Annotated in this window: 16 protein-coding genes; 7 read left to right on the top strand and 9 right to left on the bottom strand. The window is 44.1% G+C overall.

Going from position 1 to position 19,238, the window contains the following annotated elements:
* Positions 1 to 5 precede the first annotated feature (5 nt).
* The 7 genes from cmk to gyrA form a co-directional block, all read right to left on the bottom strand.
* Positions 6 to 671 (bottom strand): (d)CMP kinase, encoded by a 666-nt coding sequence (gene cmk, locus HVMH_RS06115; protein WP_035628798.1) that lies wholly within the window; start codon positions 669 to 671, stop codon positions 6 to 8.
* On the bottom strand, positions 671 to 2,017 hold the full coding sequence (aroA, locus tag HVMH_RS06110; protein WP_029908949.1) for a 3-phosphoshikimate 1-carboxyvinyltransferase: 1,347 nt from the start codon (positions 2,015 to 2,017) through the stop codon (positions 671 to 673). Before aroA ends, cmk begins: the two co-directional genes overlap by 1 nt.
* A 56-nt stretch (positions 2,018 to 2,073) precedes the next feature.
* Positions 2,074 to 2,958, bottom strand: coding sequence for a prephenate dehydrogenase (locus tag HVMH_RS06105; protein WP_035628797.1), 885 nt, complete (start codon positions 2,956 to 2,958; stop codon positions 2,074 to 2,076).
* Positions 2,959 to 2,967: 9 nt separating this feature from the next.
* A complete protein-coding gene (gene hisC, locus HVMH_RS06100) occupies positions 2,968 to 4,068 on the bottom strand; it encodes a histidinol-phosphate transaminase (RefSeq protein ID WP_029908945.1) in 1,101 nt (366 codons plus the stop codon).
* A 19-nt stretch (positions 4,069 to 4,087) separates the two neighbouring features.
* A complete protein-coding gene (gene pheA, locus HVMH_RS06095; RefSeq protein ID WP_029908943.1) occupies positions 4,088 to 5,191 on the bottom strand; it encodes a prephenate dehydratase in 1,104 nt (367 codons plus the stop codon).
* Between the two features lie 31 nt (positions 5,192 to 5,222).
* A complete protein-coding gene (gene serC, locus HVMH_RS06090; protein ID WP_029908941.1) occupies positions 5,223 to 6,287 on the bottom strand; it encodes a 3-phosphoserine/phosphohydroxythreonine transaminase in 1,065 nt (354 codons plus the stop codon).
* A gap of 122 nt (positions 6,288 to 6,409) precedes the next feature.
* Positions 6,410 to 9,028 carry a DNA gyrase subunit A gene (gene gyrA, locus HVMH_RS06085; protein ID WP_029908939.1) on the bottom strand — a complete coding sequence of 873 codons (2,619 nt, stop codon included), beginning with the start codon at positions 9,026 to 9,028 and terminating at the stop codon, positions 6,410 to 6,412.
* 271 nt (positions 9,029 to 9,299) lie between these two features.
* On the opposite strand from gyrA, the gene slyA reads away from it, so the two are divergent.
* From slyA to ppsA, 7 genes are all read left to right on the top strand, one after another.
* Positions 9,300 to 9,770, top strand: coding sequence for a transcriptional regulator SlyA (gene slyA, locus HVMH_RS06080; RefSeq protein WP_029908938.1), 471 nt, complete (start codon positions 9,300 to 9,302; stop codon positions 9,768 to 9,770).
* Positions 9,771 to 9,799: 29 nt separating this feature from the next.
* Positions 9,800 to 10,858 carry an HlyD family secretion protein gene (locus HVMH_RS06075; protein WP_029908935.1) on the top strand — a complete coding sequence of 353 codons (1,059 nt, stop codon included), beginning with the start codon at positions 9,800 to 9,802 and terminating at the stop codon, positions 10,856 to 10,858.
* 20 nt (positions 10,859 to 10,878) lie between these two features.
* Positions 10,879 to 11,907, top strand: a complete 1,029-nt coding sequence (locus HVMH_RS06070; protein ID WP_029908932.1) for a DUF2955 domain-containing protein — start codon at positions 10,879 to 10,881, stop codon at positions 11,905 to 11,907.
* Positions 11,908 to 11,982: 75 nt separating this feature from the next.
* Complete coding sequence (gene ubiG, locus HVMH_RS06065; protein WP_029908930.1) at positions 11,983 to 12,702, top strand: bifunctional 2-polyprenyl-6-hydroxyphenol methylase/3-demethylubiquinol 3-O-methyltransferase UbiG; 720 nt, start codon at positions 11,983 to 11,985, stop codon at positions 12,700 to 12,702.
* A gap of 36 nt (positions 12,703 to 12,738) precedes the next feature.
* Positions 12,739 to 13,398: an HAD family hydrolase gene (locus HVMH_RS06060; protein WP_029908928.1), complete on the top strand. Its 660-nt coding sequence runs from the start codon at positions 12,739 to 12,741 to the stop codon at positions 13,396 to 13,398.
* A gap of 30 nt (positions 13,399 to 13,428) precedes the next feature.
* Positions 13,429 to 14,151, top strand: a complete 723-nt coding sequence (locus tag HVMH_RS06055; protein ID WP_029908926.1) for an SDR family NAD(P)-dependent oxidoreductase — start codon at positions 13,429 to 13,431, stop codon at positions 14,149 to 14,151.
* A 157-nt stretch (positions 14,152 to 14,308) separates the two neighbouring features.
* Positions 14,309 to 16,723 (top strand): phosphoenolpyruvate synthase, encoded by a 2,415-nt coding sequence (gene ppsA, locus HVMH_RS06050; RefSeq protein ID WP_029908924.1) that lies wholly within the window; start codon positions 14,309 to 14,311, stop codon positions 16,721 to 16,723.
* Positions 16,724 to 16,729: 6 nt separating this feature from the next.
* Here ppsA and HVMH_RS06045 read toward each other — a convergent pair whose 3' ends face one another.
* Entirely contained in the window at positions 16,730 to 17,560 is an 831-nt protein-coding gene (locus HVMH_RS06045) for a hypothetical protein (RefSeq protein ID WP_029908922.1), read from the bottom strand.
* Positions 17,561 to 17,566: 6 nt separating this feature from the next.
* A complete protein-coding gene (locus HVMH_RS06040) occupies positions 17,567 to 19,219 on the bottom strand; it encodes an ABC transporter ATP-binding protein (RefSeq protein ID WP_035629258.1) in 1,653 nt (550 codons plus the stop codon).
* Positions 19,220 to 19,238 lie beyond the last annotated feature (19 nt).

The raw sequence follows: 19,238 nt of genomic DNA, 5'->3' as shown, positions 1-19,238 counted from the left end.
TTTTATCAGAAATCAATTCCCGCTTCAACTAACGCGCCTTGTGCTTTATCGCATACTTCTTGAATCGTTAAACTCGTCGTATCAATAATCAAAGCATCGTCTGCGGGGATCAGAGGAGAAGAGCTTCGAGTACGATCTCTTTCATCTCTTTCCATGATGTCCTGAGTAATTTGCGCAATGTTAGCACTAACCCCTTGATTTTTCAACTGGTTAACACGTCTTTTTGCTCTTTCTTCTGCAGAAGCAGTTAAAAACAACTTAACATTGGCATTTGGGAAAACAACCGTCCCCATATCTCGTCCATCAGCGATTAATCCAGGTGCTTGTGCAAAATCTTTTTGGCGCTTTAGTAATGACTGCCTAACTTCAGGAATTGCGGCCACTTTCGATGCAACTGCAGCAACCTCTTCTGTTCGAATAATCGACGTCACATCATCACCTGCATAAATAATACTGGTCGCCTTAAACTCAACCGGCAAAGATTCCGCCAATGTCACCAAACTCTCAACATCGGCAATATCAATACCTTCTTTCGATACGCCGTAAGCCAGTGCTCGATAAATAGCGCCACTGTCTAACAAGTGAAACCCGGTTTTACAACAAAGCCACTGCGCCAGTGTACCTTTACCTACGCCACTAGGACCGTCAATTGCTACAACAGGAGATGACATTATTGCCCTTCCTTAACGACATTTACTGTCATTCCGATCTGATTAACCAATTGGACAAATGTTGGAAATGATGTATTCACGTTAGCGCAATCATCAATCACAATATCGTCAACAGCATTCAATCCGGCAACAGTCATTGCCATTGAAATTCTATGGTCGTGATGACTGTTAATACCCCCAACCTGGCTTTTTTGTTGCCCACCATTAATCACCATTCCATCAGGTGTCGGTTGCGCATCAATACCAACCGCAATTAATGCATCCGCCATCACCTGGATACGATCGGACTCTTTTACACGCAACTCTTCTGCACCAGTCAAAACCGTTTGCCCTTCTGCGGCAGCGGCTGCTACGAACAACACTGGAAACTCATCAATCGCAAGAGGTACCAAGGCTTCTGGAATCTTGATGCCTTTTAATTTAGAAGACTTAACATGAATATCTGCAACAGGCTCACCACCAACTGTAGATTCATTTTCCAAAGTAATATCAGCGCCCATCAGCTTCAGAATATCTATAACGCCAGTTCTTGTCGGGTTGATACCAACATGCTCAATCACCAAGTCTGCTTCCGGTGCGATGGCGGCTGCTACCATAAAGAATGCTGCTGAAGAGATGTCTGAAGGTACATCGATATCCATGGCCTTTAATACACCACCACCCTTCAGCTCAACACGAGTTTGCATGCTATCAAGTTTTTCGGTTTTTACATCATAACCAAAGCCTTTCAACATGCGCTCCGTGTGATCGCGAGTTGGTGCAGGCTCAACGACAGAGGTCGTCCCATTTGCATAAAGACCTGCAAGCAATACGCAAGACTTAACCTGAGCACTCGCCATTGGCAGCGTGTAGTCAATAGCATTTAAACCTGTTTTAGTCGGCTTAAGATGCAAAGGAGGCATTCCACCTTCGGCAGTATCAATATCAGCACCCATTTCACTAAGCGGTTGGGTCACGCGCTTCATCGGGCGTTTGGATAAAGAAGCGTCCCCAATCAAAGTACACTCAAAGTCTTGGCCCGCAAGAATCCCTGCCATCAATCTCATTGCAGTTCCTGAGTTCCCCATATCTAAAGGATTTGATGGTTTTTTCAAGCCACGTAAGCCAACACCGTGGATAGTGACATTTCCCTGATCAGGACCTTCGATTTGGACTCCCATATCTTTAAAAGCTTGCAAGGTTGCTAAACTGTCTTCACCTTCCAGAAAACCGGTTACTCTGGTTGTTCCTTCTGCGATTGACCCCAGCATAATACTTCTATGCGATACCGACTTGTCACCAGGTACACGAATGCGTCCCTTTAGAACCCCTCCAGGTTTGACGTGAAACTGTACATTTTTAGCCATTACTTTTTAAAACCCTAATCTATAAAAATCGTGTGTAAATCATTCGACCGCTGACTTTACAGCGTGTCTTTTACAATATGTGTGTCTCGCGCGACTTTGGCATCATGAAACAGCTTATATAAAGCGTCAGACTGTTGCCCATCAATCAAGCCGATTAAATTATCTAATTCGGCTTGGTAGCTTCTAAGCCACTTCACAATCGCTTGAGCGTTACTAAGTGAAATGTCTCGCCACATGGTGGCATCACTTGAAGCAATACGGGTAAAGTCACGGAATCCGCCTGCAGTATATTGAAAAACATTACCCAGCTCTTCGTGCTCGTTAAGCAAGTCAACCAAGCTAAACGCCAACAAATGCGGTAAGTGGCTAGTCGCGGCGAAAACTTCATCATGAAACTCAGGCGCCATTTCAGTAATACAAGCCCCCAAGCTTTCCCACAAAGCTCTAACCGTTGCCATTGCATCGGCAGAAGTTTCCTGTGTAGGCGTTAGCACCACTCTGTGATCTATAAACAAATCTGAGCAAGCTGCTTCTACCCCACTCTTTTCTTTTCCTGCGATGGGGTGGCCAGCAACAAAGTTTGGCAACACTTCACCAAATACTTCCTTAACCGCAGAAATAACCGACATTTTGGCACTGCCAACATCCGTAATAATGGTATTGGGCTTGATACAACCACGCATTTCGCTCAAGACCGTCGCCATCGCTCCAAGCGGAACACCCAAAAGAATCAAATCCGCATCTTGAACTGCATTTGGTAATTCTGTTTCGTAGCGATCAATAACCCCTAAAGCAACGGCTTTCTTCAGATTATCGACATTCGGTTCATAGCCAGTTATCTCGTAGCCTAGGTTGTTCTTTTCAGAAACTTCCTTCAATCCCTTGGCAAACGAACCTCCAATCAAACCCACGCCGATAATTGTAATTTTCTTCACATCCATCATTCCGCGCTACTTCATCAAAGAGGTAATAACACTGATAAAGTGTTGGTTTTCGGTTGAACTACCGATAGATATACGCAAATACTCAGGCATAGCATACCCAGCCAATGGCCTGGTGATCACGCCTTTTTTAAGTAACTCTTGATTCACTTCATTGGTTTTATCACCAAAAGAAGCGCACACAAAATTACCGTATGAAGGAATATAGTCAATGTTAAGTTTGTCAAAAACCGCCAGAAATTGTGCCATACCCGACAAATTGTAATCTACTGTCTTTTTGACGAAATTTTGGTCCTTAATTGCAGCCACTGCGGCGACTTGCGCATAGTGGTTAACATTAAACGGAGCACGTAGCTTGTTAATATAGCCTATCAGCTCTTTGTGCCCTACCAAATAACCTAAGCGCAAAGACGCCAACCCATAGGCTTTGGAAAAGGTTCTTGAAACCAACAGATTAGGATAATCGTCAATATATTCCAAACCGTTTGCATAGTCTGTGTCATTGACATACTCAAAATAGGCCTCGTCAAGAACCACAATAACATCCGAAGGCACTTTTGAAATAAAAGCTTCCCATTCATCTTTGGTAAACATGGTTCCCGTCGGATTATTTGGGTTGGCCAAATATACAACCTTGGTTTTTGGTGTAATTGCTTTCAAAATAGCAGGCAAATCATGCCCCCACCCTTTTGCTGGCACTTCAACACCCTTTGCACCCACAATCTGCGCACTGATAGCGTAAATGGCAAATGCATATTGCGAGTAAACGATTTCATCGCCTGGTCCTGCAAAAATTCTTGCAACCAGTTCCAGCATTTCATTTGAACCATTCCCAAAAGCAACTTCTTCAGGTTCTCTATTCAGAAACTTTGCCATCTCATGCGTCAGATAATAAGCACTTCCATCTGGGTAGCGTCCAATATCCGCTAACTGGTCGCGAATAGCCTGTAACACCTTTGGACTGGCTCCCAACGGATTTTCATTCGATGCAAGTTTGGAAACACGTGAAAGATTGTATTCGCGTTGAAGCTCTGAAATAGGCTTACCAGGTACGTAAGTTTGAATACCAGTGATTTGCGGTTGTAACAGCTTTTCAAAAAGTTTTGTCATGATTTTATAAGCTCAAATATCAGCTGAATGGTGAAGTAGGAAAAGATCCAAGTAATTTGAAGTAGGATGTTTTTTGCTTCACCTCTTCAAGTGCTTCGGCAACGGAAGCTTCTTTCTTATGCCCTAAAATATCAATGAAGAACAAGTAATCCCACTTTGTGTCAGTGGATGGCACTGAAATAATGCGTGTCATAGAGATTTTGCGGCTGGCAAAGCTGGATAACACATCCATTAGTGCCCCAGATTTGTTTGACATGGAAACAATCATGGCTGTTTTATCATCGCCACTTGGTTCGGTTTCTTCAGAACCAATTGCCCAAAATTTTGTACTGTTTTCATGGCTGTCTTCAATGTGTGATTCCAACACGCGTAAGCCATAAAGCTGTGCAGCCTGTTCCGAAGCAATTGCCCCCAAAGTATCATCTTGACTTGCCATTTGAGCCGCTAATGCGTTTGACGCAACCGCCTCAATTTCCACCCACGGCATATTATTCTTCAGCCAGTGTTCACACTGACCTAAAGCTTGCGTATGGGCAACGACTTTTTTGATGTTTTCCAGCTTTTCATTCTGAGACATGATGCAATGATGGATCACCAGTTCAATTTCACCAGTGACCTTGAGTGAGGTTTTCATCAAGGCTTGCTGTGTTTGTTTTACCGCACCTTCCGATGAGTTTTCAACAGGCACCAACCCATAGTTGGCATCCCCTTTTTCCACTGCAGTAAACACTTCTTCGATTGAAGAAACGGCCAAGGTATGGGCCGACGCACCAAACTGTTTGATAACACTGGCGTGGGAATAGCTTCCTTCTGGCCCTAAATAGGCGATTTTAATTGGTTGTTCCAACGCCAGACATACAGACATGATTTCACGAAACAGACGCATCATTTCATTGTCAGAAATCAAACTCTTATTGCGTTCTTTCACAGCTCTCAAGACCTGAGCTTCCCTTTCAGGGCGATAAAATACCACATCAACCTGACCACCTTGTGTCTTGGCATGTGCAACCTGTTGAGCACATTCAGCACGTCTGGCAATCAATGTTTGGATTTCCGCATCGATTGAGTCGATCTCATTGCGAATTTCGAGTAGTCTTTCCTTTTCTGCCTGTGAAATTTCCATATATCCGATTCGTTTCTCTATTTAATCTGGGTTACGCGTGTTTCTCTTCAAAATCTTTCATGAATGATACAAGAGCATCAATTCCAGCTTCAGGCATAGCGTTGTAGATACTCGCTCTCATACCGCCATAAACTTTATGCCCTTTCAGACTTAACAAGCCAGCCTTTTTGGACTCTTCCAAAAACAAGGTATCCAACTCAGGGTTTTTAAGTTTAAAAGTTACGTTCATCCAAGAACGTACTGAAGGCTCGATTTCGTTATAGTAAAAGTCAGAAGCATCAACCAACTCATAAAGCTTATTCGCTTTGCGCTGGTTGATTTCGGCCATCTTCTCAACACCGCCTTGATCTTTGATCCACTCGAACACAAGACTAGCCAAATACCACGCATAAGTGGATGGGGTGTTAAACATAGATTCGTTATCGTTATAGGTCTGCCAATTCATCAATGTTGGCGTATCTGAGCGAGCATTACCAATCAAATCTTCTCTAACGATAACGATCGCTAAACCGGCTGGTCCAATGTTCTTTTGGGCGCCTGCGTAGATAACACCATAATCCGAAACATTAATTGGTCGAGACAAGATAGTTGATGAGAAATCTGCAACGATTATCTTGTCTGTCTTTGGTAGTGATTGATATTCAACACCGGTGATGGTTTCATTTTGGCAAATGTGAATATATTTGGCATCTTTGCTGAAAGTCATTTCATCAAAATTAGGAATAGCCGTTTCAGAGGTTGCCACTTCATTGACATTCACATAACGAGACGCTTCTTTAATGGCTTTTTCTGACCATACACCAGTATTGATGTAATCAACAGTGTCGCCTTCCTGTGTCAAGTTCATCGGAATCGCGGTAAATTGCAGAGAAGCACCACCATGCACAAACAACACTTTATAGTTATCAGGGATATGCATCACTTCACGCAAATCGGCTTCCATTTTATGTGCCAATGCCATGAACTCTTTGCTTCTATGGCTGACCTCCATAACCGACATGCCAGTGTTCTTCCAATCCAAGAACTCTGCTTGCGCTTTTCTCATAACCTCTTCAGGCAGCATCGCTGGCCCAGCACTAAAGTTAAATGCTCTCATTTATTGCGTGTTTCCTATAAAAAATTTTGAATAGCGAAGTGTAAAAGTATTAAGTTAGCGTTCGTATATCAACAACCAAAAACAGGCGCTAATACGGCGCCTGTCTTGGTGTTGTCTTTTAATTATTCTTCACTTTCGGGTGTATCGTCAGAGATAGGTGTTTCGGATGAAATATTCTCTACTTCACCTTCTTCCAGGTCTTCCTCATCGATTTCGTCATTGACATCGACCACGGCCAAACCGACAACCCATTCACCTTTACCGACATTGATCAGCTTAACACCTTGAGTGTTTCGACCAACAACCGAAATTTCAGACACTCTTGTGCGAACCAGCGTTCCTTTATTGGTAATGAGTACAACTTCCTGCTCAGGTTTGACTGATACTGCGGAAACGACATTACCGTTACGGTCGGAAGTCTTGATGGAGATAACCCCTTGTCCACCACGATTGATGGTTGAGTAGTCTTCAACTGGCGTACATTTCCCGAAGCCGTTTTCAGTTGCAGTCAAAATCAAAGTATCCGGCTCGGCAACTTGCATGCTGATGACATTAACGTCATCTTTCAGCTTCATACCGCGAACACCGCGAGCTTGACGTCCCATAACACGAACATCATTCTCATCAAAGCGGATTGCCTTACCTACATCACTAAACAGCATGATTTCTTGCGCACCATTGGTCAACGCTGTACCAACCAGTTCATCGCCTTCCAACAAATCAACCGCGATAATACCGTTTGCACGCGGACGAGAGAAGTCAGTCAATGAAACACGTTTCACTACAGATTTCTTTGTTGCCATAAAGACGAATTTATCTTCAACAAACTCAGAAACCGGCAAGATGGACGTGATGTGTTCGTTTTCTTCCAATGGGAAGACATTTACAATCGGCTTACCCTTTGAACCACGGCTTGCCAATGGCAATTGCCATGTCTTCTGCCAGTACAATCGCCCTCGGTTCGAGAAACACAGCAACATATCATGCGTGCTCGCAACCAACAATTGACCGACTTCATCGTCTTCTTTCATCTGCGTTGCAGACTTACCACGACCACCACGTCTTTGTGCCTGATAATCAGACAAAGGCTGTGTTTTGATGTAACCATCTTGAGACAAGGTAACGATTCGATCTTCAACAGCAATCAAATCTTCCGCATCCAAATCTTGGTAGTTGTAATCAATTTCAGTACGTCGTCCGTCACCAAAACTGTCAATCACTTCCAACAATTCATTGCGAACCACTTCTGTTAGGCGGTCAGAATTTCTCAAAATATCCAAGAACTCGGCAATCTTCTCAACAAGCTCTTTATATTCTTCAATGATCTTGTCTTGCTCTAATCCTGTCAAACGATGTAGACGCATTTCCAAAATTGCTTGCGCCTGAACAGGTGATAACTTGTAAATTCCACCATCGGCACCATAACCAGGCTCAAGATCTTCTGGTCTCACATCATTCAAATCTACTTTTTCAAGCAGTTGCTCAACGTTACCAACCGGCCAATCACGCTCCAACATACGCTCTTTCGCTACTGCAGGACTAGCAGATGACTTGATCAACTCGATCATTTCATCAATGTTGTTCAGCGCAACAGTCAGACCTTCCAGCAAATGCGCTTTTTCACGTGCTTTACGTAAGTCATAGATGGTACGTCGTGTAACAACTTCGCGACGATGTTTGATAAACGCATCAAGAATCTGGCGCAAGTTCAATAGTTTTGGCTGACCATCAATCAGAGCAACCATATTGATACCAAACACTGTCTGCATTGCAGTCTGTTTGTATAGGTTGTTGATAATGACTTCAGGCACTTCGTTTCGACGAATCTCGATAACGATACGCATCCCGTCTTTATCAGACTCATCACGTAATCCAGAAATCCCTTCGATTTTCTTCTCTTTTACCAGCTCAGCAATGCGCTCAATTAGCTTAGCTTTGTTTACCTGGTAAGGAATTTCATTAACGATAATGGATGTTTTACCGGACTTGTCAGTTTCAATAGCCGTTTTAGCACGAATTTGCACACGACCACGACCTGTCTCATAAGCTTCACGGATACCGCGCGTACCATTGATAATCCCTTGTGTCGGGAAATCTGGGCCCGGAAGGTATTCCATCAAGTCATCAATGGTTAAATCCGGGTTATCAATCAAAGCAACGCAGGCATTGACTGTTTCAGTCAAGTTGTGCGGAGGGATGTTTGTTGCCATACCAACGGCAATACCAGATGAACCATTTACCAAAAGGTTTGGAATACGCGTTGGCAAAACATTTGGCTCTGATTCTGAACCATCGTAGTTAGGCGAGAAATCTACTGTTTCTTTATCAAGGTCTGCTAGAAGCTCGTGTGCGATCTTCGCCATACGTACTTCCGTATAACGCATCGCAGCCGGTGCATCACCATCAATCGAACCGAAGTTCCCTTGACCATCTACCAACATGTAGCGCAACGAGAAAGGCTGTGCCATACGAACAATCGTGTCGTAAACAGCAGTATCACCATGCGGGTGGTATTTACCGATTACATCCCCGACGATACGAGCCGATTTCTTATATGACCTATTCCAACCATTACCCAATTCGTTCATGGCGTAAAGCACGCGTCTGTGAACGGGTTTCAATCCATCTCGAACATCGGGCAACGCACGGCCGATGATAACGCTCATGGCATAACTCAAATAGGATTGCTTCATTTCATCTTCAAGCGAGATGGGAAGGATTTCTCTTGCAAAATCTGACATATAAAAAATCGACTTATATTGAGTTGAAATTAGCCAAAGATTATAACCAAAAAATCGCGTTTAGAGTGTGTTTTGTTAAGTTTCGGTTAATTTTGTAATCTCATCCTTTTTTCTGAATTCCCCACAGGGCATTTCCAACCCCTTTTCTTACGAACCTTCTTCCCTTTCATCTTTTTGAAAATCTTCGGACTTGATTTGACAAATTTACTTAGCATGCTAAACTATTTATTACTTAGCACGCTAAATAACTAATCAAAGAATAATGAACGCTATGAAAAAATACATCTCCCAATCAACCCATACCTCATTAGTAGAAAAGCTTGGCCGTTTACATCGCCAATGGCGTGCTATTGTCGATGCAGAACTACTGCCTTTGGGTCTTACCCACCCCCGCTGGACTGCTATATGGAAACTTTGGCGCATGGGTGAAAACATCAGTCAAAAGCATCTGGCCGATGCACTTGAAATCGAACTTGCTTCACTTATGCGCACGCTTGGCCAACTAGAGGAACAGGGATTAATTCAGCGACACACCTGTCTTGAAGACAAACGTGTAAGACTGGTGAATCTAACACCAGAAGGTATTGCCATCATTCGACAAATGGAAGCCCGCATTGTTCAAGTTCGAACCGAATTGCTTGCCGGCATCACGCCAGAAGAATTGGCTTTATTTGACTCCGTGATCGAGCGTATCGCTACGAATATACACGACAAGCTATCTTCGACCCCCCTGGCACCATAAAAAAACAAAACAGTCACAGAGAGAAAGAGATGACGCCTGATCAACAATTCGCACGATTAATCAAATTTTCAATGCTACTTTTTGTCGCGATTCTCGCCTACTTCATGCTTGCAGATTTGAAAATGCCTTTAACCACTCAAGCCATGGCAACTAGAACGGTTGTCAAAATGGCACCTCAGGTGAGTGGCAGAGTAACCAATGTGCTTGTGCATAATAACCAGCATGTCAAACAAGGTGATATTCTCTTCACCCTTGATGACTCGCCATACAAGCTAGCCTTGGAGAAAGCAAAACTATCATTGGATGAAGCGATGCAAAATAATGCCGAGCTAGACGCTTCCATTAGAGCTGCCTCGGCTGAAATTCATGCAAACGAAGCACAACTTGAACAAAAACGACGTGATGCAAAACGCCTGAGTGCTCTCTATGCCAGCAACGGCGTTTCTCGTCAATTAAGAGATCAAGCCGCTACCGATGTACGGACAACAGAAGCAGCTCTAACCGCTTCCAAAGCACAATTGGCTAAATTGATTGCCGCAAGAGGCAATACAGGCAGCAGCAATCTGAAATTACTGCAAGCTCACAACCAAGAACAACAAGCAGAGCTCAACCTCAGCTACACCAAAGTGTGTGCTCAGGAAGACGGCGTAGTCACCAACCTACAACTCATGGATGGCAGTATCGCGGCTAACGATCAGCCAGTGCTTGCCATCGTATCCGACAAGCTCGACATCATTGCAGACTTTCGTGAAAAAAGCCTCCGCGGTGTCAACAGCCAAACACAGGCTTGGGTAACGTTCGATGCCGATCCGGGCAAACTCTTTTTGGCTCAAGTAACCAGTCGAGATGCCGGTGTGAGCACAGGCCAATTCGATGCCAATGGTAGTCTAGCCACACCTATAAAATCTGACCGCTGGATTCGCGATGCACAGAGAATGCGCCTGCATTTATCCCTGCAAACCAAAGACTTCCCTTTACTGGCAACCGGTTCATTGGCTACTGTGCAATTGATACCGAAAAATAGCCTCTACCGTTTCCTTGCCAAGTTGCAAATCAAAGGCATCAGCCTGTTGCACTATATTTATTAAGAAATTAACCGAGATTTCAGATGATACTAAACCATGTTGCACTAAATGAAAACGGCTTAAGACGAAGCATTCGCGTCGGATTAGGTGCAACGCTCGGCTTCACCATCTGCAAATTAATGAACTGGGATTATGGTGTATTCTTCACCATCTTCCCTATCCTATTGCTGGGCTTGGTTCCAGAGATGAACGCCCATGCCGCAAAGCAGCTACTGGCGTCTTCGGCAATCAGCGGTATTGAGCTTGGTATCCTTGGAGGTCTATTTGGCACACACCCGGGGATTATGATTCCTGTGGTATTTGTACTCTTTCTGTATCGTTTTATCGCCATGTCACGAGGCAGCTTGTTTTTATTTGGTGCCAATGGCGTTTTGACATTAAGTATCATGCTGCATTTCGCCAGCTATGCCGATACCGACATTAATGACATGATATTCACCAATTTTGGGGCAGGCATTCTCTCAGTGTTGATTGCCTACGCAGTGACCGCACTCATTCCAGATGCCGAACCGCTCCCAAAACGAACACCGCCAGGAAAACAACCGCACCGTGTGCGACACGAAGCCTTGATGGGTGCCAGTGTGGCAACCTTATCTTTCGTGGTGTTTCAGGTATTCGATTTATACGACTCACTTTCTGCACAAGTCACAACCATTCTATTGCTCTTTCCCATGCACTGGCATGGCAGTATGGATTACGCCAGAAAACGCGCTACAGGAGCCACTTTGGGTGTCATCTACGCGCTGGTAATACAAATTCTTCTACAAGATTGGACCAGCGAACTGATTCTTGTTGTGCTATCGCTCTGGATAGGAACGTTTCTGTTCTGCCAAACGCACGTTAAGGAAGGTGTCAGCTCTGGTGCAGGTTTTAGCGCGATGACAACCCTAGCGGTATTATTTGGTCTTTACCTGACGCCACAAAATGATTTGGTATTCACCTCTTTTTATCGTGTCAGTAGCATCATGGTGGCAATCATCGGCACGCTCGTTTTCTGTTATCTCATGCATTATTTACTTAACAGCTTTCAAGCAACACGCTTTGGTGACTGACAATCCTTTCACGAAAGATAAAGTCATGCCACAAGCCCGGTTGAAGTTGTTTATAATTCAAGGCAACTAAGATTAATGATATTGAAAACTATGTCCGACCATTCAAACGCAGATCAAGCAGAACTCAATAACTTCAACCAGTTTGCCCATACTTGGTGGGATAAAGAAGGTGAATTCGGGGCGTTGCACACCATCAACCCTTTTCGTGTTGAATTCATCGAGTCTCACACCCCATTACAGGGCAAAACGGCACTTGATATTGGTTGCGGCGGCGGAATTCTATCCGAGTCTTTGGCACAAGCCGGTGCCAAAACAACCGGTATTGATTTGGCCGAAGAGGTTCTTACCGTCGCCAAGCTGCACAGTTTGGAATCCGAGTTGAGTATTGACTATCAGTGCATTGCAGCAGAAGCACACGCAAAAGCCCATCCTGAACACTATGACGTCGTGACTTGTATGGAAATGTTGGAACACGTTCCAGACCCGGCTTCCATCATTCAGGCTGCTGCGGATTGTGTCAAACCAAACGGATGGGTGTTCTTCTCTACTTTGAACCGCAATTACAAAGCCTATCTTCTCGGCATTTTTGCAGCGGAAAACCTGTTGAATCTGGTACCGAAAGGCACGCATACCTATGACAAATTCATCAAACCTTCTGAGTTGGACGCAATGGCTCGTCAAGCAGGTTTGCAGTTGATTGATGGTGCGGGAATCGACTTTAACCCTGTACTCAATCAATATGGTCTGTCAGACAAACTAGACGTCAACTACCTGTTGGCGTACCAAAAAAACTGACAAAAACACTCCTACATTTATACTGATAAGGTCACTATGAGCATCGACTGCATTCTTTTTGATTTGGACGGCACACTACTGGACACTTCCTACGATTTTGCCTACGCCCTGAACCGTACCTGTAAACATTTCAATGCACCGCATTTGCGCTACCAAGATATTCGCAAAACCGTTTCTCAAGGCGGTCTAGCCATGACAAAGCTCGCATTTCCAGATTTGGAAGGTGATGCTTTAGAAGAAAAGCGCCAATACTTTCTACAAGTATATTTTGATAACATTAACCACCACACCCGTATTTTTCCCGGCCTTGAGCGTGGTTTAACCCTTATCAATGAAAAGAAAATTCCATGGGGAATCGTCACCAACAAACCCGGTTGGTTAACTGAAAAACTCCTATCGGGAATACCATTCCCTTCTACGCCGTTGACTGTCATATCGGGCGATACCCTGCCCGTTCGCAAACCCAATGCAGAACCGATGTTCAAGGCCGCCGAAGAATGTGGCATCGAGCCTGCAAAATGCATTTACATCGGTGACCATCCTCGTGACATCGAAGCGGGTATCAATGCAGGGATGAAAACGGGTGCCGCGCTGTTCGGCTACTTGCCGGAGTCGGCAGCAGACGGTGACTGGCCAGCGGATTTCTTCTTCGATACGCCTTTTGAAATCAGCGAATTCATCAATCAGCTAAAATAGCCACAAAACAAACACCAAGGGAACAAAACCATGAGCACTTACTTAATCACTGGCGCTGCACAAGGACTCGGTCGCGCACTCGCTTTGGGTTTAGCAAGCAACAATAACAACTTGATTTTATTTGATAAAGACCTTGAAGCTTTGAATCTGGTTTATGACGAGCTGACGACTAAAGGTGATTGTGAACCCGCGTTGTTTCCTATGGACTTATTGGGTGCAAACATCGACCACTATGGTCAGTTGCAAGAAACGTTACGTAGCGAATATGGTCAACTTGATGGTGTTTTCCTGAATGCTGCTATCCTGCCGGCCTTTACACCTATTGAGTTCTTCGACTACAAACAGTGGTACGAAGTACTGCACACCAATCTAAACGCCAATTTTCATCTGATCCAGCAATGTTTGCCTCTAATGAAAAACGGCGAGACAACGAGTCAATTAGTTGCCATTCTTGACCAAGATACTGAAAGCCACCCTGCTTATTATGGCGCTTACGGTGTTGCCAAAGCTGGACTGGAACAATTGATGGTTACCACCGCATTTGAAAACCCATCCGACAATATCGATTTTTACAATGCTAAACTTGGCGCATTCCAGTCTGCGACACGCAGTAGACAGTTCCCAAGTGAAGACCCTACTCTGCTCCCAACTGCTGAAGCCATGGCAAATCACCTGTTGCAAATTGTTTTAGAAGGCCTGCACTCCGAAGACATCAGCAAACTCAACGATGACGCAGCTCAATCATCCGATTAAGCACCAAATCAAATCCCTTTCTAAAATCTGCCAGGTTGGGGGTTAAATTGTCTGAATAAAGTTTGAATTCCACACTTTCGATAGTGATTTTATTTAGGCAATTCTGTTATGCTGTTCAACACTAAAGAAGTCTTTTACAGTCATTTCCGGAGGAGCCATGTCGCGTTTTACTTATATCAAGTTTTTTGACGAAATCGGAATTGAAGACATTCCCCTGGTTGGTGGTAAAAATGCCTCTCTCGGCGAGATGTACCAAGCACTTGTTCCGCAAGGTGTATTGGTTCCCAACGGCTTTGCCATTACCTCCGAAGCCTACCACCTACTCATCAATGAAAACCAACTGCTCGGTGAAATGCACCGCCTACTTGATACACTGGACATCAACAATGTTCGAGACTTGGCCGACCGTGGGCATCATATTCGAGACTTGGTTTACAACGCCCCTCTACCAAAAGTTCTTGAGTTGGAAATCATTGAAGCCTACGAACTTCTCAAAGACCAATTCGATGAAAACATCAGTTTGGCGATACGTAGCTCTGCAACGGCCGAAGATTTGGTCACCGCCAGTTTTGCCGGACAACAGGACACCTACCTAAACATTCACGGTAAAGGCTCGTTATTGGATGCCTGTAAGCGTTGTTTCGCCAGTTTGTTTACGGATCGTGCTATCCACTATCGTGTCGAAAAAGGCTTTGATCACTTTGATGTCGGCTTGTCTATTGGGGTACAGAAAATGGTACGCTCCGACTTGGCGGCTTCCGGCGTCATGTTCTCACTGGATACCGAAAGTGGTTTCCGCGATACCGTTTTCATCACTGGTGCTTTCGGCTTGGGTGAAAACGTAGTTCAAGGCGCGGTTGATCCCGATGAGTTCTATGTACACAAACCGACTTATGAGCAAGGTTATCGCCATATTTTGCGTCGTCACCGCGGTGCAAAAAGCATCAAGATGATTTACTCTCCAGACATCACCAAATCTCCAGTCAGAAACATCCCGACCTCTTCCATCGAACAAAAATCCTTCTGTATTCAAGATGATGAAGTGCTCAAACTTGCCGAATACGCCATCAAGATCGAAAAGCATTACAGCAAGAAAGCCGGTTACCAAAAACCGATGGATATGGAGTGGGCAAAAGACGGATTAGACGGCAAACTCTACATCGTGCAAGCTCGTCCTGAAACCGTTGCCTCGCAAACCAAAGCCAACTTGCTTGAAACCTATCATGTCAACAAAAGTGAAGACACCAAAACACTGGTCACCGGTAGAGCCGTTGGTAGCAAAGTCGCTCAGGGTAAAGCACACGTCATTCGTGATGCTTCATTCATGCATGAGTTCAAAGCGGGTGAGATACTGGTTTCAGATATCACCACACCAGACTGGGAACCTGTGATGAAAATCGCCTCGGCAATCGTCACCAACCGTGGCGGGCGCACCTGTCACGCTGCGATTATCGCCCGTGAGCTAGGTATTCCAGCAATCGTTGGTTGTCAGGATGCGACTGAAGTGCTCATAAACAACCCGGAAATCACCGTTTCCTGTGCCGAAGGCGACACGGGTAATGTCTATGAAGGTAGCGTGCCTTTTGATGTCATGCACACAGATTTATCCGGTTTACCAACACCAAAAACAGAAATGATGCTGAACATCGCCAACCCGGATTTGGCATTCAAAACCAGCTTCCTACCTAACCAAGGCGTTGGTTTGGCGCGTATGGAATTTATCATCAATGAGTCCATCAAAGTGCACCCACTTGCCCTACTCAACATGGACAAAATCGAAAGTGACCATGAACGTCAGCAAATTATCGAACTGATTGATGGACATGCTTCCGGTAGAGATTTCTTCCTGCATGAGCTTTCCGAAGGTATTGGTACCATCGCCGCCGCTTTCTATCCGAAACCGGTCGTGGTTCGACTATCCGACTTTAAATCAAATGAATACGCCAGCTTACTGGGCGGGCGCGCTTTTGAGCCAAAAGAAGAAAACCCGATGATTGGTTTCCGTGGCGCATCTCGCTATATTTCAGAGGCTTTCGAGCCGGCTTTTGCCTTGGAGTGCCAAGCCATCAAAACCGTGCGTGAACGTATGGGCTTGAACAACGTCATTGTCATGATTCCATTCGTGCGTCGTGTGAAAGAAGCCGAGCAAGTGCTTGAAGTGATGAAGAAATATGGCTTAAGCCGCACTGAAAACGGTTTGAAAGTGTATATGATGTGTGAGATTCCAAACAACGTGATTGAAATCGATCACTTCGCCCCACTATTTGACGGTATTTCCATCGGTTCAAACGACTTAACGCAACTGGTGTTAGGCGTTGATAGAGATTCCGAACTGGTCGCTTATGACTATGATGAGCGCGACCAAGGCGTGAAAACCATGATTAAGTGGGCGATTGAAGGCGCAAAACGCAATGGACTACACTCAGGCATTTGCGGACAAGCGCCTTCGGACTATCCAGAAATGGCAGAGTTTTTGGTGGAATTGGGTGCTGACTCTATGAGCTTAAATCCAGATTCAATCTTAAAAACTACACAGGATATTATTGAGTTGGAGAAAAGGCTTAATCGTTAAAAGTGACTAACTTGAATAGTTGTGGCCATCTAAGTTATTATCGACTAAAAAGTCTCTACCTTCTCTAGTCAAACTAAAATGGTCATACTTGTTTCTCTTAACAAGATTAAGTTCTTCCAATTTTTCTATGTAGTTTAGACACCTTGCCTGATGTAAATTTATATTTTTACGAGACAGATAATCCAAAATTCCTGACACACTTACATTACCGTCCCCAATAGCAACCAACACTTCACCTACATCCTTCGAGATCTCAGGCTCAATATTATTTTTTGTGATTGCGGATTTTTTATTACTAACATTTTGTCCGTGAACCGATGACTCTAATTTAGAGTTAAGGTTATCTAATCTTTTTATTAGTTCTTTTTCTTTGGATGACCTAGCCTCTAATTCAGCATTTAACTCCTTAATTTTTGCTTCTTTTTCATGATTATCAATGTGGGTTTGGTTTTGAATTGCATCTATTTGTTTCCGAATCTCATTTGATTCTTCTAGTGACATTACGACTTGTTTTTCAAGAGTTTTCTTTGCTTCAATAAGCTCTTGATTATTTTTTGTTGCCTTCCTAAAAACCCTAATAGAAATTTTATGAAGCCACCAATGATAGACATAAACAGCAAATGATGGGATCAAAAAACCGTTAAGCAAGCACTGAATCCAGTTTCCAAAAATGAATGTATGTATATAATCTAATTTGTATGACAATTCTTCATTAGAAAAAAATGCTAAGACAAAATCATAATTCCAAAGCAACCATGCAACAACAAAACTACCTACTAAGGGGCTTGTAGCCCGATCATACAGCGCTGCTTTAATTGATTTAATCATTTCATCCATAAATTTTCATCCTGATATTAATGACTCTTTTACTAGCTTTGGAGCAGAAGCTAACAATCTTTGTGTGTAGTCATGCTGCGGGTTTTGCATAACCTCTTCAACCAAGCCCTGCTCGACGATTTTGCCTGCCTGCATGACTGCCACATGGTGTGCAATACTGGGTACGATAGATAGGTCATGGGTAATAAACAGATAAGACATTTGATAAGTCTTTTGCAGGTCTTTCAATAGCGCCAAGACTTGTGCACGAACAGAAACATCCAATGCACTGGTTGGTTCGTCACAGATAATCAATTCCGGCTCTACTGCCAAAGCTCGGGCAATGCCGATGCGTTGACGTTGCCCGCCAGAAAATTCATGCGGATAACGGTATTTATGTTCCGGCAATAAGCCAACTTGCTCCAACAATGACTCAATACGTTTGTCTTGCTCAACTCTGCTTTTAGGGCCAACCTGTAGGCTGTTCATACCTTCGCGAATAATTTCGTTTATGGTCATTCTTGGATTCAGTGCCGAAAACGGGTCTTGGAATATCACCTGCACCTTTTTACGAAAAGGCTTCATAGCTTTTTCGGATAAGTCCACCAAGTTAATGGCTTGAGCAGCTTGGTCATTGGTAAAGTTTACTTGCCCAGCAGTGGCATCCACCAGTTTTAAAATGGCTTGTCCAATAGTGCTTTTACCGCTGCCTGACTCACCTACCAGCGCCAATGTCTGCCCTTTTGGAATGGTTAAGTTGACGCCATCCACCGCTTTAACATGGCCAACTGTGCGTTGAAAGATGCCTTTCTTGATTGGGAAATAAACTTTCAAATCATTCACTTGCAAAAGATTTTGAACAGTACTTAAAGCTTCATCTTCAAAACTTTCTCGTTTTGGAATTGCATCTGACAACAGCTTTTGCGTGTAAGGATGTTGCGGATCGGTAAAGAAATGCCCTGTCTCTGCTTGCTCGACAATTTCACCGTCTTTCATCACAGCAACGCGATCGGCAATTTCATTGACCACACCCATATCATGCGTGATGAACAATATCGCCAAACCACGGTCATCTCGAATTTGTTTAAGCAGATTCAACACTTGCGCCTGAATGGTGACATCCAAGGCAGTTGTTGGCTCGTCGGCAATCAATAAATCAGGCTCACAGGCAAGCGCCATCGCAATCATGACTCGTTGTTTCTGACCGCCGGATAATTGATGCGGATACCAGTCATAACGTTCTTCTGGATTAGGAATACCGACTTCATCAAACAGACTGACGACTTTTTCCCTAGCGGTTTTACGATTCATGCCCAGATGTACTCTAAGCACTTCTGCAACCTGATCCCCCACTTTCATGACTGGGTTCAAGGATGTCATCGGTTCTTGGAAAATCATGGCAACCTGTCTACCACGCACTTTTTGCATTTGGTACTCAGGCAATGAGAATAGGCCTTGATGGTTAAGCGAAATAGCGCCCGAAGACACCTGCAAAGCTTCAGGCAACAGGCGCATAATCGCCAGTGAAGTGAGAGATTTACCACTGCCCGACTCGCCTACCAGTGCAAAAATCTCCCCTGCTTTGATCTCAAAGCTGACATTGGAAATCAAAGGTCGATGATTCTTTTCCAATTCAACACAGAGGTTTTCGACTTTTAATACGGGCTGATTTGAACTCATTACTTCTAAACTCATCATT

The organism is Hydrogenovibrio marinus, from assembly GCF_013340845.1.
Lineage (GTDB): Bacteria > Pseudomonadota > Gammaproteobacteria > Thiomicrospirales > Thiomicrospiraceae > Hydrogenovibrio > Hydrogenovibrio marinus.
This window is presented reverse-complemented; position numbering and strand designations above follow the sequence as displayed.

Coding starts and splice junctions, on each gene's coding strand:
- hisC (WP_029908945.1), bottom strand. CDS start 4,068: ATGACAAAACTTTTTGAAAAGCTGTTACAACCGCAAATCACTGGTATT.
- HVMH_RS06055 (WP_029908926.1), top strand. CDS start 13,429: ATGAGCACTTACTTAATCACTGGCGCTGCACAAGGACTCGGTCGCGCA.
- HVMH_RS06070 (WP_029908932.1), top strand. CDS start 10,879: ATGATACTAAACCATGTTGCACTAAATGAAAACGGCTTAAGACGAAGC.
- gyrA (WP_029908939.1), bottom strand. CDS start 9,028: ATGTCAGATTTTGCAAGAGAAATCCTTCCCATCTCGCTTGAAGATGAA.
- serC (WP_029908941.1), bottom strand. CDS start 6,287: ATGAGAGCATTTAACTTTAGTGCTGGGCCAGCGATGCTGCCTGAAGAG.
- ppsA (WP_029908924.1), top strand. CDS start 14,309: ATGTCGCGTTTTACTTATATCAAGTTTTTTGACGAAATCGGAATTGAA.
- HVMH_RS06060 (WP_029908928.1), top strand. CDS start 12,739: ATGAGCATCGACTGCATTCTTTTTGATTTGGACGGCACACTACTGGAC.
- slyA (WP_029908938.1), top strand. CDS start 9,300: ATGAAAAAATACATCTCCCAATCAACCCATACCTCATTAGTAGAAAAG.
- HVMH_RS06075 (WP_029908935.1), top strand. CDS start 9,800: ATGACGCCTGATCAACAATTCGCACGATTAATCAAATTTTCAATGCTA.
- aroA (WP_029908949.1), bottom strand. CDS start 2,017: ATGGCTAAAAATGTACAGTTTCACGTCAAACCTGGAGGGGTTCTAAAG.
- HVMH_RS06040 (WP_035629258.1), bottom strand. CDS start 19,219: ATGAGTTCAAATCAGCCCGTATTAAAAGTCGAAAACCTCTGTGTTGAA.
- HVMH_RS06045 (WP_029908922.1), bottom strand. CDS start 17,560: ATGGATGAAATGATTAAATCAATTAAAGCAGCGCTGTATGATCGGGCT.
- HVMH_RS06105 (WP_035628797.1), bottom strand. CDS start 2,958: ATGGATGTGAAGAAAATTACAATTATCGGCGTGGGTTTGATTGGAGGT.
- pheA (WP_029908943.1), bottom strand. CDS start 5,191: ATGGAAATTTCACAGGCAGAAAAGGAAAGACTACTCGAAATTCGCAAT.
- ubiG (WP_029908930.1), top strand. CDS start 11,983: ATGATATTGAAAACTATGTCCGACCATTCAAACGCAGATCAAGCAGAA.
- cmk (WP_035628798.1), bottom strand. CDS start 671: ATGTCATCTCCTGTTGTAGCAATTGACGGTCCTAGTGGCGTAGGTAAA.